Source organism: Anaerostipes hominis (ex Lee et al. 2021), assembly GCF_002270485.1.
Lineage (GTDB): Bacteria > Bacillota > Clostridia > Lachnospirales > Lachnospiraceae > Anaerostipes > Anaerostipes hominis.
In genome coordinates this window covers 43,270-56,673 of record NZ_NQOG01000019.1, presented here as the reverse complement: position 1 = coordinate 56,673, position 13,404 = coordinate 43,270, and the positions used below count along the sequence as shown (strand labels likewise).

The 13,404-nt window shown below is 38.7% G+C and carries 18 protein-coding genes, 1 tRNA gene, 1 rRNA gene and 3 pseudogenes; 15 read left to right on the top strand and 8 right to left on the bottom strand.

From position 1 onward, the window contains the following. Together CI597_RS14155 and CI597_RS14150 are read left to right on the top strand one after the other, a co-directional pair. A 23S ribosomal RNA gene (locus CI597_RS14155) occupies positions 1 to 177 on the top strand; the annotation flags it as partial. Between the two features lie 108 nt (positions 178 to 285). Then, positions 286 to 358, top strand: a tRNA-Trp gene (locus tag CI597_RS14150). A gap of 41 nt (positions 359 to 399) precedes the next feature. Here CI597_RS14150 and CI597_RS14145 read toward each other — a convergent pair. After that, on the bottom strand, positions 400 to 576 hold the full coding sequence (locus tag CI597_RS14145) for a hypothetical protein (protein ID WP_235824646.1): 177 nt from the start codon (positions 574 to 576) through the stop codon (positions 400 to 402). Between the two features lie 189 nt (positions 577 to 765). Here CI597_RS14145 and CI597_RS14140 point away from each other — a divergent pair, with 189 nt between their 5' ends. Further along, on the top strand, positions 766 to 1,239 hold the full coding sequence (locus CI597_RS14140; RefSeq protein WP_024727951.1) for a pyridoxamine 5'-phosphate oxidase family protein: 474 nt from the start codon (positions 766 to 768) through the stop codon (positions 1,237 to 1,239). A gap of 36 nt (positions 1,240 to 1,275) precedes the next feature. Here CI597_RS14140 and CI597_RS18190 read toward each other — a convergent pair whose 3' ends face one another. Then, positions 1,276 to 1,425 carry a hypothetical protein gene (locus CI597_RS18190; RefSeq protein ID WP_006565462.1) on the bottom strand — a complete coding sequence of 50 codons (150 nt, stop codon included), beginning with the start codon at positions 1,423 to 1,425 and terminating at the stop codon, positions 1,276 to 1,278. Positions 1,426 to 1,470: 45 nt separating this feature from the next. Next, complete coding sequence (locus CI597_RS14135; RefSeq protein ID WP_024727950.1) at positions 1,471 to 2,058, bottom strand: manganese efflux pump; 588 nt, start codon at positions 2,056 to 2,058, stop codon at positions 1,471 to 1,473. A gap of 168 nt (positions 2,059 to 2,226) precedes the next feature. On the opposite strand from CI597_RS14135, the gene CI597_RS14130 reads away from it, so the two are divergent. Further along, positions 2,227 to 2,670 carry a PTS sugar transporter subunit IIA gene (locus tag CI597_RS14130; protein WP_024727949.1) on the top strand — a complete coding sequence of 148 codons (444 nt, stop codon included), beginning with the start codon at positions 2,227 to 2,229 and terminating at the stop codon, positions 2,668 to 2,670. 295 nt (positions 2,671 to 2,965) lie between these two features. On the opposite strand, the gene CI597_RS14120 is transcribed toward CI597_RS14130, so the two are convergent. After that, a complete protein-coding gene (locus tag CI597_RS14120) occupies positions 2,966 to 3,850 on the bottom strand; it encodes a class II fructose-bisphosphate aldolase (RefSeq protein ID WP_024727948.1) in 885 nt (294 codons plus the stop codon). A gap of 225 nt (positions 3,851 to 4,075) precedes the next feature. Between CI597_RS14120 and CI597_RS14115 the strand changes: the two genes are divergently transcribed. After that, positions 4,076 to 4,537, top strand: a complete 462-nt coding sequence (locus tag CI597_RS14115; protein WP_024727947.1) for a hypothetical protein — start codon at positions 4,076 to 4,078, stop codon at positions 4,535 to 4,537. A gap of 121 nt (positions 4,538 to 4,658) precedes the next feature. On the opposite strand, the gene CI597_RS14110 is transcribed toward CI597_RS14115, so the two are convergent. Next, complete coding sequence (locus CI597_RS14110) at positions 4,659 to 5,342, bottom strand: ribulose-phosphate 3-epimerase (RefSeq protein WP_024727946.1); 684 nt, start codon at positions 5,340 to 5,342, stop codon at positions 4,659 to 4,661. Positions 5,343 to 5,636: 294 nt separating this feature from the next. Between CI597_RS14110 and CI597_RS14105 the strand changes: the two genes are divergently transcribed. From CI597_RS14105 to CI597_RS14070, 7 genes are all read left to right on the top strand, one after another. Continuing rightward, positions 5,637 to 6,116 carry a PTS sugar transporter subunit IIB gene (locus CI597_RS14105; protein ID WP_034549581.1) on the top strand — a complete coding sequence of 160 codons (480 nt, stop codon included), beginning with the start codon at positions 5,637 to 5,639 and terminating at the stop codon, positions 6,114 to 6,116. 82 nt (positions 6,117 to 6,198) lie between these two features. Beyond that, a complete protein-coding gene (locus tag CI597_RS14100; protein ID WP_024727944.1) occupies positions 6,199 to 7,017 on the top strand; it encodes a PTS mannose/fructose/sorbose/N-acetylgalactosamine transporter subunit IIC in 819 nt (272 codons plus the stop codon). A gap of 1 nt (position 7,018) precedes the next feature. Continuing rightward, the gene (locus CI597_RS14095; RefSeq protein ID WP_024727943.1) at positions 7,019 to 7,855 is read left to right on the top strand and encodes a PTS system mannose/fructose/sorbose family transporter subunit IID; all 837 of its coding nucleotides are present in this window, start codon (positions 7,019 to 7,021) and stop codon (positions 7,853 to 7,855) included. A gap of 21 nt (positions 7,856 to 7,876) precedes the next feature. Beyond that, a complete protein-coding gene (locus CI597_RS14090; RefSeq protein ID WP_024727942.1) occupies positions 7,877 to 8,923 on the top strand; it encodes a zinc-dependent alcohol dehydrogenase in 1,047 nt (348 codons plus the stop codon). 207 nt (positions 8,924 to 9,130) lie between these two features. Next, positions 9,131 to 9,904 (top strand): GntR family transcriptional regulator, encoded by a 774-nt coding sequence (locus tag CI597_RS14085; RefSeq protein ID WP_009291144.1) that lies wholly within the window; start codon positions 9,131 to 9,133, stop codon positions 9,902 to 9,904. Between the two features lie 27 nt (positions 9,905 to 9,931). Next, positions 9,932 to 10,462 carry a DDE-type integrase/transposase/recombinase gene (locus CI597_RS14080; RefSeq protein ID WP_235824647.1) on the top strand — a complete coding sequence of 177 codons (531 nt, stop codon included), beginning with the start codon at positions 9,932 to 9,934 and terminating at the stop codon, positions 10,460 to 10,462. Positions 10,463 to 10,894: 432 nt separating this feature from the next. Continuing rightward, positions 10,895 to 11,470 carry a helix-turn-helix domain-containing protein gene (locus tag CI597_RS14070; protein WP_024727940.1) on the top strand — a complete coding sequence of 192 codons (576 nt, stop codon included), beginning with the start codon at positions 10,895 to 10,897 and terminating at the stop codon, positions 11,468 to 11,470. Here the strand turns inward: CI597_RS14070 and CI597_RS19770 are convergent. Together CI597_RS19770 and CI597_RS14065 are read right to left on the bottom strand one after the other, a co-directional pair. After that, positions 11,422 to 11,562, bottom strand: a pseudogene (locus tag CI597_RS19770) (IS5/IS1182 family transposase); the annotation flags it as partial. The gene CI597_RS14070 and the pseudogene CI597_RS19770 sit on opposite strands and share 49 nt — an antisense overlap. A gap of 117 nt (positions 11,563 to 11,679) precedes the next feature. Then, positions 11,680 to 11,970: a hypothetical protein gene (locus CI597_RS14065; RefSeq protein WP_024727939.1), complete on the bottom strand. Its 291-nt coding sequence runs from the start codon at positions 11,968 to 11,970 to the stop codon at positions 11,680 to 11,682. Positions 11,971 to 12,156: 186 nt separating this feature from the next. Here CI597_RS14065 and CI597_RS14060 point away from each other — a divergent pair, with 186 nt between their 5' ends. Together CI597_RS14060 and CI597_RS18005 are read left to right on the top strand one after the other, a co-directional pair. Next, a complete protein-coding gene (locus CI597_RS14060) occupies positions 12,157 to 12,534 on the top strand; it encodes a winged helix-turn-helix transcriptional regulator (RefSeq protein WP_024727938.1) in 378 nt (125 codons plus the stop codon). A gap of 233 nt (positions 12,535 to 12,767) precedes the next feature. Next, entirely contained in the window at positions 12,768 to 12,926 is a 159-nt protein-coding gene (locus CI597_RS18005) for a hypothetical protein (protein WP_155854020.1), read from the top strand. Here CI597_RS18005 and CI597_RS19545 read toward each other — a convergent pair. Next, positions 12,916 to 13,152, bottom strand: a pseudogene (locus tag CI597_RS19545) (IS110 family transposase); the annotation flags it as partial. The gene CI597_RS18005 and the pseudogene CI597_RS19545 overlap by 11 nt on opposite strands. On the opposite strand from CI597_RS19545, the pseudogene CI597_RS14050 reads away from it, so the two are divergent. Further along, positions 13,152 to 13,337, top strand: a pseudogene (locus tag CI597_RS14050) (PTS transporter subunit EIIB); the annotation flags it as partial. The pseudogenes CI597_RS19545 and CI597_RS14050 overlap by 1 nt on opposite strands. Positions 13,338 to 13,404: the final 67 nt, after the last annotated feature.

Below are 13,404 nucleotides of genomic sequence, written 5' to 3'. Positions count from 1 at the left end.
CCAAGTCTGGAAGGGATAAACGCTGAAGGCATCTAAGCGTGAAGCCCCCCTAAAGATAAGATTTCCCATAGAGTAATCTAGTAAGACCCCTTGAAGACGACGAGGTAGATAGGGCAGAGGTGGAAGTGCGGCAACGTATGGAGCTGACTGTTACTAATCGGTCGAGGCTTTAACCAAAGAAGGTAAGGAAGATGTTTGATGAAAGGTTCTGTATGTAGTTTTGAAGGTACATAAAATGAAAAAGAGGGATAAAAAATAAAAGTATTTTTTATCTTTTTGCTGTATAGGGGCATAGTTCAGTTGGTAGAATAACGGTCTCCAAAACCGCAGGTCGAGGGTTCAAGTCCTTCTGCCCCTGTTAAAAAGTCTAGGAAAAGTTAATTTCCTAGACTTTTTCTTTTACTTATTATCACAGGCAGTTTTTTTATCTGTAGGATATCCATTTCCCTGTGCATCTGTTCCGGGATCACCTGATGCAATATCGTTGCTTTTTTTAAGTGCATGATTGGTGATCCCAGCCTCATAGGACCCTTTTGGAATTGTATTGATTTCTTCGTCGCCTCTTGCTTTTTTCATGTCGTCCTCCTTTTTCTGCATTTATATTATCCCCAAAATAGAATAAAAGATTAAAGATTTTTAAATTAACAGCAAGCCTCCAAAGAGGTAAAAAATTCGTGCTATTGACAAAAGGACAAAAAAGGCTGAATATAAGATTTAAAGATGAAAGAGTGTGCAGTAAATAGAAAATTGGAAAGGAAATAAAATATGAGAAGAAAAGATAGACAAATTACAGAATTTAACGAAATCATTGAGATCATTAAAAAGTGTGATGTTTGCAGAATTGCATTGAATGATAAAGATTTTCCCTATATTGTTCCCTTGAATTTTGGATTAGATATACAAGGAGATCAAGTTTTCCTGTATTTTCATGCTGCTATGAAAGGAAAAAAATTAGATTTAATAGCAAAAGATAATCGTGCAGCTTTTGAAATGGACTGTGACCACAATTTTATTCTTTATGAAGAGAGAATGAGCTGCACCATGGGGTATGCAAGTGTTACTGGACATGGGAATATAGAATTTGTACCGGATGAAAATAAATATGAGGCACTGAAAATCTTGATGAGACATTATCATGCGGAAGATTTTAAATTTAATATGGATATGATGAAAGTGACAACTGTTTTAAAAATGACAGTTACAGATATGATAGGGAAGCGAAGGAATAATATACATTAAATATTTTGTATATGATTTTCGTTGCAGAGCCGGGGATTAGCCCTCGGACTCTGCAACGATTTCCTCCAGAACACGGATGAGGTCGTGGATCGTATTTAACTCCACGTTGCGTTCCAGGATCATATCCTTTAATTCGATACTGAGCGTTTCAAATTTTGGACGAAGCTCAGGAGAAACATAAGACATCTTTATCACCTCATAGAATAGTATGGGCAAACTTCTGGATTCTCATTAAATAAATAACTCATAAATACCTAAAATTAAGATTAAAAGTCCGGAAATTAATACCGCATAGTTTCCGAAGATATCAGACAGAAATTTTTTTCCTGCAGCCATGCCTGTTGTGAGAAAGAATAAACTAAAGAAAAACGTAAAAGCAGAGGTAAGATATGGATTTAATCCGGTGATTCCTGCACCAAAACCGAGCCCCAGATTATTTAAAGTCAGCGCCAGGGAAAGAGCAACCAAAGATGCTATGGGCATAGAATGCCGTTTGGTACTGGTACAAGACAATGTTTTTTCTTCTTTCTGTGTCAGTTCGTCCGGTACATTTTTCTTAAAAAAGTAATCCATCATCATCCAGATGCCAAGAAAGATGATGATAAGGCATCCGAAGGTATTTGCTGTGGAGATCGGAAGAATACTCACAAGCCATTCACCGAGAAACATGGATAAGTAGGTGCCTATGGAAGTAAGAAAAGAAATTGTAATATTATCTACAATATGATATCGGTATCCTTTGGTGCCGTAAGCAGCGCCAAGAAAAAAAGCATCGATATTCGCTGAGATCGAAAATAAAATGACAGATATTAGATGCATATGAAATCCTTTTATTTTGTTGTTTTATATATACTATGGCAAAAGCAAAAATCAGTTCTAAATAAAAATATTATTACAACTGGTAATATATTAATATTACCAGTTGTAATATACAAAGGAGTATAGTATAATAGTAGTATCAAAAAAGTAAAATCAAGGAGGATAAAAATGGTCGGTATTTTAATTGCTACTCATGGAGGTTTTGCTGAGGGTCTGTTAAGCGCAGTTGAGCTGATTGCCGGAAAGCAGGAAAAAGTTGAGACTGTCGGCTTGTATCACGGAGACGGAGTCGATGAATTTGAAGGTAAGATCACAGCTGCAATGGACAAGCTGGATGACGGAGACGGTGTGCTGGTGTTCGTAGACATTCTGGGGGGAACACCTTCAAACACCGTTATGCGCTGCTTTTCAAAAAAAGACCATATCAAAGCGATTGCAGGAATGAATATGGCAATGGTTGTGCAGGCAGTCATGATGAGAGACGGAACAGATTTGGATTCACTATGTGCAGAATGTGTTGAAGTTGGAAACCAGCCGCCGATTCTACTGCATGACATGTATGCAGATATGGTAAAACAGCAGAGTGAAGATATAGAAGAAGACGAAATTTAAAAATATGTTTGAGGATGCAGCCGGGTTTCCCGGCTGTTTTTCATTTCATAGGAAAGTTCTACGACCTTCCCTATGAAATAAAAACGCTCCGCGGGTTGTGCACAGATGCGTAAGGAAATTATTTGCCTGCGGCAAATTGCATCTGGCACGCAAAGTTGTCAAGCCCCTCAAAGAGTGAGGGGTTGGGGCGTTGAAGTGGGCTTGCCCACTTTGTTCCCAAATTTTGATTATATAAAAAGGACACCCGCTAAAAAGCGGATGCCCAACCAACAAAAATGAGTTAGAGTTACCAAATTTAATCTAAGATACTGCTTGCAAAAACTTTCATAGCAGCTTTTACGTTTTCTTTCATGGCAGCTTTGCCGGCAGCAATGATATCATGGAAAAATACTTTTTCACCTCCGGCATCATTAATGAATTCACGGACTTTGTTTCCTCCGGCCATAGCACTGTATGTATAGTAGTTGATCTTAGTGATTCCATTTTGAATTGATGTCTTGAAGTCTTCATCAGAAACACCGGAACCGCCGTGCATTACAAATGGAATATCAATCTTATTTTTAATTTCTGTGATACGGTTCAAGTCAAGCTTTGGTTCGGTTAAGTAAACACCGTGAGTGGTACCGAAAGAAATAGCAAGTGCGTCAACACCGGTTCCTTCTACGAATGCTTTAGCTGTATCCGGATCTGTATAGCAGTCTTCCAAAGATTCAAAGTCTTCGGCTCCTACAGCTCCGCGTCCTTCTCCGCCGCCTACAGCAGAAGTGAAGATGTGGCCTAATTCAGCCTCGACAGAAACACCTGCAGCATGTGCGATTTTTACCATTTCTTTTGTTTCTTCAAAGTTTTCTTCATAACTTTTGGCAGAAGCATCATACATGACAGAAGTGAATCCTAAACGGATCGCCTGTACACATAAGTCAAAAGATGCGCCGTGGTCTAAGTGAACACAAACAGGAACAGAAGCACGTTTTGCGTAGTCCAGCATGATCGGCCCGATCTCCTGCATAGTGATTAAGTTCTCATGTACCTCTGCATGCTGGATGATGACAGGAACATTGAGTTCTTCAGCGGCAGAGATCACTGCCTGTATAGATTCCAGGTTAGGAACATTGAATGCGCCGACAGCATACTTTTTCTCTTTTGCATCTTCTAAAATTTTTTTCATTGTTACTAGCATATCTTATACCTCCGTGAATCATTAATTACTTGGCTATAAAAAATTATAACCGATGGTAATAATAAAGTCAAATATAAAATTACCAATGGTAATAAAATGAAATAATAAAAATGTAAAATTATTGTATAGAAAAATTAATGTAATTGTAATTGTAATATATTTCTATGTAAGTTATAATAAAAAAAGTATAAGTTAAACGATTAGCAATATAAGGAGGTATAGGTTATGAAGAAAAAAATTGTAGTAGCTTTATGTGTTTTAACATTAGTATTAGGTTGTAATATTTCAACTAGAGCGGCCGATTATATTGATGGCGTTAATGGATTCGGAGGGATGCTAAAAGCGAATGGAAAAACAAATTATGTTCCATGTTATCCTCAAAAGTTAGGGAATAAAAATGGAAAATGGAGTTTGAAAGTAGAAAAAGTTCCAGGGTGGGGATTACAATATGAAACAAAATTTTGGGTTTCTACAGTTAAAGTATCAAGTAAAGGAAATGTAACTGAAGTGAAAAGAATTTCAAAAATCCATACTATATCACCAAAGAACGCAGGAAAAACATATAACTATAGCGATGGTAGTGCTATGTATAACAATGGAAAAGGAAAAAAGGTTGCATTGTTTGCAAAAACAACTAAAAGTCATGGAAGTAATAAGTACTTGGTTTCTGGATATTGGACAAGATAAAAATATTTGAGATTTTAAAATAGTGGTTGTAGCATATTAGCTCAACCACTATTTTTTTTGAGAATAATAAAATTTTGTGTATAGATTTTAAAGGCATTGAGGTTGATTTTGATGAAGTATTTTAGATTATAGAATCTAGAAGTAAGTCTCTATTTTGTTTAATGGAATTATTGGAATTAAATAGACCAGAAGTTCCACCAGTAAAAATATCAGCACCAGATTGAGAAAGAAGTTTTATTGTTAATATATTTACATTTCCATCAGCTTGAATATGAGTAGGTAATCCGGCAGTTTGAAGTCTATTTCGTATTTCTTGTATATGTAGCAAACTCTCCTTCTTAAGTGTTTGACCTGAAAAACCCGGATTAACAGTGAGTTTTAAAATCCAGGGGACTTCTTTTGCTAGTGAGAGTAAATCGTCTGGTGGAGCAGTGCCACACTTAAATGCCAATACAGGTTCCGCTCCAAACTTTCTTATTAAATCAAAGGTTTTCAGTGGATGTTTCATGGCTTCGTAGTGCACCGCAATATAATCTGCCCCAAGTTTTGCATAACGTTCAATATAAGAGTCTGGATCATATGTTGCCAGGTGGACTTCTATAGGTAAGGTTACTTCAGAGCGCATCATTTCTAATAGTGTATCTCCCAGAATGAAGCAATGATTAAATTTACCGTCTACCATATCATAATGAAAAAAAGAGATACCGGACTGTTCTGTTTCCAGTATTTGTTCTTTTAGATGAAGCAAATCCATACAGGATACAGAGGCAGAAACACATGGGGGGTCGAATATAAGTTTTTTCATAGGCGGAGCCTTCCTTTCCTCTAAATGAACGAAACTAAGTTGTATCTTTTCGTTCAGTATAAGAAAAAAAATACAAAAATGCAACAAATATAACCGATGGTCATAAAATTTGTATAATGTTTATAATTTTTTTATAAATTTAAGTCACTTTTCACAAAAAGAATGAAATATTATAAAAAAAGTTGACATTTTAGTGAGTGGTGGTAATATAGAACATAACCAGTGGCTATATTGGAGGGTAGCCAGAAAATGAGTAAGAGTTCATATTTTTTTCTAACGAAGGGAGCAGGCATTATGAAAATCGAAGGTATCGTATTAGTGAGGATTGATGACAGACTGATTCATGGTCAGGTTATGACTTCCTGGTTAAATTACACCGGAGCAAACAAAATTATGATTATTGATGATGAAGTTGCAAATGATCCATTTATGAAGAGTGTATTAAAAACATGCGTACCGGCAAACGTGAAACTGGCGACATTTACAGTGGAAAAGGCAGCGGTAAGATTGAAAAAAGGTTTTGCAGGAGACAAATGTATTATTCTCGTCAAATATCCAAAAACTTTATATCGCCTGAAGAGTGAAGGAGTCGTTTTTGATCATGTCAACATCGGAGGAATGGGAGTTAGTGGAGATCGCAAGAAATTTTTCCGCAATATTTCTGCATCTGATGAGGAAAAGCAGATGTTAAAAGAACTAGTAGATGCAGGATCTAAAATTGGAGTCAGGATCATTGCAGAAGACAGCGAGACCGACATTTCAAAGATGCTTTGATAATGGCTAATAAGGGACTGATAATATGAACATAAAATATGAGAAACTATTAACAGAAAGCGGAGAATAAAGGAGGTAAAGTATGAAAATTACACTGATTCAAGCGCTTTTGATTGGTATCGTTTATTATTTGGGTAATATCGGTACACCATGGTTGTCACTGCTGGGAAGTATTTCTGTCGTTTACAAACCATTGGTAGCAGGAACTATAGTAGGTTTTATTTTAGGGGATCCGGTACAGGGCTGTATGATTGGTGCAGCGATTAACTTACCGTATGTAGCTTTTATTTCAGCAGGAGGAACTGCGCCGGCTGACCCGGGACTTGCAGGAACAGTCGGAACAGCCTGGGCAATGGCAGCAGGGGTAAGTCCTGCGGTAGCAGTGACTTTGGCAGTGCCCTTGGGGCTGCTCGGAACTATGATTTGGGTCGCACATATGACTTTGGATGTTACTTTTGTACATATGGCTGATAAAGCAGCAGAGGAAGGGAATATCGAAAAGATTTGTTTCTATCATGTTGTTCCACCCCAGATCTTGATGTTTTGTTTATGTGTAATTCCGGCAACGGCTGCCACATATCTGGGATCATCAGCAGTTAAAGGGTTAATTGCACAATTGACAGGTAAACCATTGGATGTATTAGCTGTAATTGGGGCATTGCTTCCGGCACTTGGAATTGCGATGAATCTTAGAGCAATTAGTAGGCCAGGTACTTTATTATTCTATATTGTAGGATTTATTCTTGTTGTATATCTTGGACTTCCGGTTATTGCTGTAGCTGTTTTAGCTGGTGTTATAGGATATTTCTATACAATGTTGAGTAACCAAACACCCCAGGTAGCAGCAGCTGATTCAGGGGCAGCAGCTTCAATAGATGATGACGATGAGGAGGATTTTTAATATGGCAGAAGAAAAAAAGAAACAACTAAGTAAAAAAGATGTCGTAAAAGCCTTCTGGAGATGGACCTTTTTCTCTCATGCAAACTATAATTATGAACGGTTAGAAGCTACAGGTCTTGTATTTTCTTTTAAACACGTAATTAAAAAGCTGTATGGAGATGATCCGGAAGCCTACAAAGCATGTATTCAAAGACATATGCAGTTTTTTAATACAGAACCGCATATAGGCGGTGTTATTCCGGGTATTGTTTTGGCTATGGAAGAAGAACGCGCTAATGGAGCACCGATTACTGATGAGGCAATTAATGGTGTGAAAACAGGTTTAATGGGTCCATTTGCGGGTATTGGTGATACCCTCTGGCAGGGGACATTAACACCGATATTACTGGCATTTGGTGTCAGCATTGGTTCTAAAGGAAATTTAATGGGGCCATTAGTTTATACATTATTAATGTTTGGAATTATGTTTCCAGTAGCATATATTTGTTGGATGAAAGGGTATAGTTTAGGTAAAGAAGGTATTGAAAAAATCCTTGGTGGAAACCAGTTACAAATGTTAATTACAGGTGCTTCTGCAATGGGAGCAATTGTTTTAGGAGCTTTGTCGGCTCAGTTTGTAACGGTGCAATGTTCAGCAATTATAAAACTTGGTGCTTTAAAGATGAATGTCCAGGAAACAGTTTTTGATGCGTTGTTCAAAGGAATTTTGCCTTTGGGATTTACGTTACTTACTTTATACTTATTAAAGAACAAAAAGATGAAAGCGACAACAGTTATGGCAATTCTCATTGTCATTGGACTAGTTGGAGGAGCTATAGGATTCCTTGGTGCAAAATAGAATAGCGTGGAGGGAAGAACAATGGGAGAAATGGCAAGAACCCTTGTGTTTACAGGGGAAAAGCAAATTGAGATACAGGAATATCCGATTCCTGAAGTCAGTGATGATATGGTTCTGGTAAAAACAGATGCGTGTGCGATCTGCACATGGGAGCAGAGGGTTTATACCGGAGTAAAAAAAGTAGATTTTCCGTTTATTGGCGGACATGAAATGGTCGGAAAAATTGTCAAGATGGGTAAAAATGTGGACCAGAGACAGTGGAGTGTCGGTGATTTTGTGGCAGTCGGGGTAACGCTGCCATGCAAAAACTGCTATCAGTGTAAGAGCGGAAATGAGCAGAACTGTGAACATTTTGATCACAGCAAACAATTAGAGGGACTTCCGGAGAAAGGTATGGGCGGATTGAGTTCCCATCTCTTAGTACATCCGTCAAACCTGTTTCACCTACATGATATAACACCGGAAGAAGCAACGATCACAGAACCATTATCCTGTGTGCTGCACAGTGTAGAAACTGCTGATATTGAATTTGGTGATACCGTTGTTGTGATCGGATGTGGAATCATGGGACTGCTGCACACGATCCTCGCAACAAAACGGGGAGCCTCTGTCATTGTCTCCGACACGAATGAAGAAAGAACAAAGCTGGGCTTAGAGCTGGGCGCAAATTATGCGGTAAATCCGGCGAAGGAAAACCTGGAAGAATTCGTGAAGGAAATCACAGGCGGAAACATGGCACAGGTTGTCTTTGATACGACACCGATCTCCAAAGTTGCCGAGGACGCAGTGAAGGCTGTCGCTAACAACGGACGTCTGGTACTTTACAGTTCATTCTATCCGGATACTCCGATCTCTATCAGTCCGGATTGGCTTCATAAGAGCGGTGCAAAGCTGATGGGTACAGCAAACTCCAACACCGTAGATTTTACAAAAGCGACGAGACTGCTCTCAGAGGGAGTTGTGGATGTAAAACCATTTGTCAGTGAAGTCTATGATTTGAGTGATTATCAGAAAGCATTTGAATCTGCCATTAAGGGCGATAAATTCAGAGTAGTATTAAAATTCTAAAGACGGGTGACCTTGTTGGTTGCCGCTGTCAGGATGCGGATAAAGCAGAGAGGGAGCCGGTTAAATAATGGCTTGCTCTCTGTTTTTCTGAACAAATGTATATTTAAAAAACCACTTTTATCCAACAGGATTTATGGTGTATACTATAGGTATCTGGGGTAATATTCGTCAAGAACTGAGGTCTCTTATACATACAAAGGAGGGCGTATGAGTGAAGTGAAAAAAAAGCAGCTGCTGTATATGCAGCTGAGAGATTCCATTTTGGCAGACTATAAGGACAAGCCATACTATTCTCCTTTGCCGGGGGAGCGCGAACTGTGCGATATTTATTCTGTCAGCCGGCCTACAGTCAGAAAGGCACTTGAAATCCTTGAGGATGAAGGATGTATCATAAGGCTGACGGGGAAAGGAGCGTTTTTTATCGGCAATAAGGAGTTTGTGGATGCGAATAATGATATGAGGTTCTCAGACATTGCTTTCTACAATCAGGTTAGTCTGAGGGGAGACTATACGAGCAGTAAGGTCCTGCTGCAGAAGATTGAGATTGCAGATAAAGAGGTTGCTGTGATGCTGAGACTTCCTAAAAATGCCAAGGTGTTTCATCTGGAGCGTCTGAGGTATATCAACGGCAAATTGTATTCTCTGGCCAATGCATATATTCCCTATGAGCTTTGTCCTGAGCTTACGGAATATGATTTTTCAGACCGTTCTCTGCACAACACACTTTGTCAGTACGGTCATGTGCCGTTTAAAGCGGACAAAACCATAGAAATTTCAAAAGCATCCGAGTATGATGCCATGCATTTAGATCTGAAACCCGGAGACCCGATTTCAATTTCTTCCACAGTGACGTACGATGAGCAGGGGAATATGCTGGAATATGCGGTAACGAGGGCCGATGCATATAAGACTCTGATACAGATGCAGGTGTATAACCAGGATCATGTTAAAGACAAGGTTATGAGAGAGAAGCGCCAGTAGTACGCCGGCGCTTTTCAATTCAGTTCCATAGATGAAGCCGGTAATGAAGTCATTTTGATGGGAACCGGACTGGGATTTAAGGGGAAAGAAGGAAAGCTGTATGTTTCAGCAATTTTCGACTGCTTTGATCTTGGCGTTCTTGGTCTTGCATTGGAAATGAACATGAAAGCGGATCTGTGTGTCCAAACCTTGGAGAACGCCTTAACTGCATATCCGTCTTTGGAAGGAGCCATTATACACAGCGACCGTGGAACGCAGTATATCAGTGAGGTCTACCGCCAGAATATTCGGAAACACGGTATCCATCAAAGTAAGAATAGTACCGGAGGACGATGTCATGATAATGCACGATGTGAGAGTATGTGGGTACGGTTGAAGACAGAACTCCCCTATGACCGTTACGATGCAAGAGAGATGACAGTAGAAGAATTAAAGGTACTCATCTGGAGATACCTTCTCAGCTACTGGAACAACCGAAGAATCTGCTCCGCCAATGGAGGCCTGTCTCCCATGTTAAAACGCAGACAATATTATGCGGCTTTGGGACGGGCAGCATAGTCAGTGATATCTTTGAGAAAAATGTGTCAACTAATATTGACAATATCAGACTAAGCCCATTCATTTTACTGTTGACTGGCTCAGCTGGTTTTGCCATTTTGCATAAAAATGAACGTGCAGGGACGTGCCACAACCTTGCTTTTGCGGAAGTGGTAAGCTACAATAAAGACAATATTGAACGTGTGGAGCAGAACGAAAGCCGACAGCATGACCGACAACAAAGCAGGACTAAGCAGAGGGAAGAAGAATTGTTGTGAAAATTAGAGGAAAATAACAGCATAATAAAACAGCTCCCTAATGCCAAAATCGAGGGCACTGAAAAATACAGGTCTTTCAAATTATAATTTTAAGGACATAAGAAATCCACTTGTCTCATGAACCGACCCCCAAAAGTTAGACCAAAAATCTAACGATTGGGAGGTCGGTTTTTAGATGGCAAAATATAGTTTCGAATTTAAGAAGAAAATAGTAAATGAACACTTAGAAGGAAAAGGAGGGTATAAAGAATTAGGTAGAAAATACTCTATTCCCTGGGAAAATGTTCGGAAGTGGATAAAAAATTACGATGCTAATGGCGATGAAGGACTTACACGCTTCAGAAAACAATCAACTTTTTCTTTCGAATATAAACTTCATATGGTAGAGTTATATTTATCAAGTGAGGTCTCATATCGGGAATTAGCTCTCTCTCAAGGTATAAACAATTCCTCCATGCTTACTAGATGGGTGAACAATTTCAGAATTGCCAGTCCTGATGCTCTGAGACCAAAGAAGAAAGGTCGGAAGAAGTCATTGAAAACAAAGCTACCGAAGGAAACTGCTGAGAAAAATAGCGAAGGAACGCCTGTAGATACCAGTGCAGAACATATAAAACAGCTTGAAGATGATCTTCTCAAGCTTAGAATCGAGAATGCCTATTTAAAAGAACCGAGGAGGCTGCGTTTAGAAGGGAAAGCTCCTCTGAAAAAACAGCGAGGCGGAATTGCATTTCGACCGTTATTCAGATAATATTTATCAAGAAGTTCATCGTAAATAAAGCTAAAATCAACATATATTTTCATGTATCGACTTAACACCAATCTCTGATGTTGTTCGATCATAAAAACACCGCCTATATTTGATATATACATTGTAGCAAACACAGGCGGTATTATCTACTTTTTCAGTGTCCTCCCAAAATCACAAAGGGGAGAAATGTTAGCTCATATTTACACGCTTTATGCTACTTCATAAAAACGAATGTCGGGTTCGCCTGCCCAAGTTGGCTTGAGTCCTTTAACGACATCATTGCTAAACATATCTGTTTCAAGATATGCCTTTGCGTGTTCCATGCTATCGAAACCATGAATGACCTGAACATCTTCGTTACGGATAAGGAGTTCTTTAGTTAATGCCCCCTCAATGGTATCAAGAAACGGTTGGCGGTAATCAGTGTATACCTTTGCAGCCGCAGCACGATTTTCGGGGTTGATTTTCATTGTGATTTCAAGATAAGCTTTTACATTCATTGTACATACCTCCGTATAATTTTGTGTTTACATTTTTGTAACGTATACGAATAATAGCACAGTGGCTAAAGCAATAGAAGATATAAAGAAATTTATTAGTTACTATTAAATTTATTAGTTACTAAACAATAAAAAGTAAGCGTGATATAATCAACTTATAAATTTTGGAATAAGGGGGTATGCAAAGTGTATCAGAAAAAAATGGATACGGATATAAGGTGTCCTTTAGAATACGGATTAGAAATATTTGGAGGTAAATGGAAATCTCGTGTGATATGTGTCCTAAATGAAAAAGGCGTTTTACGTTATAGCGGCATCCGAAAAGAAATGATGAATATTACAGATGCGGTTCTTGCATCTACATTAAAGGAGCTTATTAGTGATAATCTTGTGGAAAGAACACAGTATGATGAAATCCCGCCAAGAGTAGAATACTCTCTTACGGAAAAAGGAAAATCTGTTGTTCCAATTTTGCAGAGTATATGTAAATGGTCTGGAATATTTCATAAAGAGAATAGTGGAAATATTATGACACAATGTCAACAGTGTGATTATAATAATTAAACCAATAGATAGTGTCAAGTGATGTATGAAAAAGGTGAGCATAAAAAATAGGATTAGATGAACCTTGAAAACTGTAGATATTGATAACGTTAAGCTCTCCGAGGGCTTAGGGCAGCGCCCGAACCCATCCTCGCCGGAAGGCAGGAAAAGGGCGCAGTTGCTCCTTTTAGGCTGTGGTTCGGTTTTGAAGATTCAGGATCGTCTGTTGGCCAAGGAATATAAGAAGCTGCCACTTGCCGGGCATGTTTTCGGAAGCTCTATCAGAGATCCGGATCGACAAAGGGTTTGATGCAAAGAGCTGCGGATTTACAGTAGTTGGAAATGTTCTGACGAGAGATAATGATACCGTAAAAGTCATGGAGCGCCTGCTTAGTTTTTCTGAGAGAGTTTGATCATTTCACACATGAACAAGTCGCAAATCCATTTCGCATCCTTTCGGTCGGTCTTATTTCCTTTTTGATGTTTTGTATATTTTGGATGAGCAAGAAACACAGAATTATTTTCCTTTTCTAAAACATTAAATACAGGGATCCAATACTTGCCGGTAGATTCCATACAGACTTCAGAACAGTTATACTTTGCAAGCCAATCACACAGTTTCTTCCATCCTTTGGAAAACTATTGACAGCTGCATTACGAGACTTCGTCTGGAGATTAAAGATCAGGATCAGGTAGATGAGAAAAAGATCAAATCTGCTGGAATTGCAGGAATCATCCGTCCGGGTAAAAACAGTATTCAGATTATTGTAGGAACTAAAGTCCGGTTTGTTGCAGATGAATTGATAAAACTTGCTGAAAAATAAATTAAGCGTTATATTGTAAGTGATTAGGGATAACATATGGGGAGACAGCAGTTACTGTTTCCCGCAT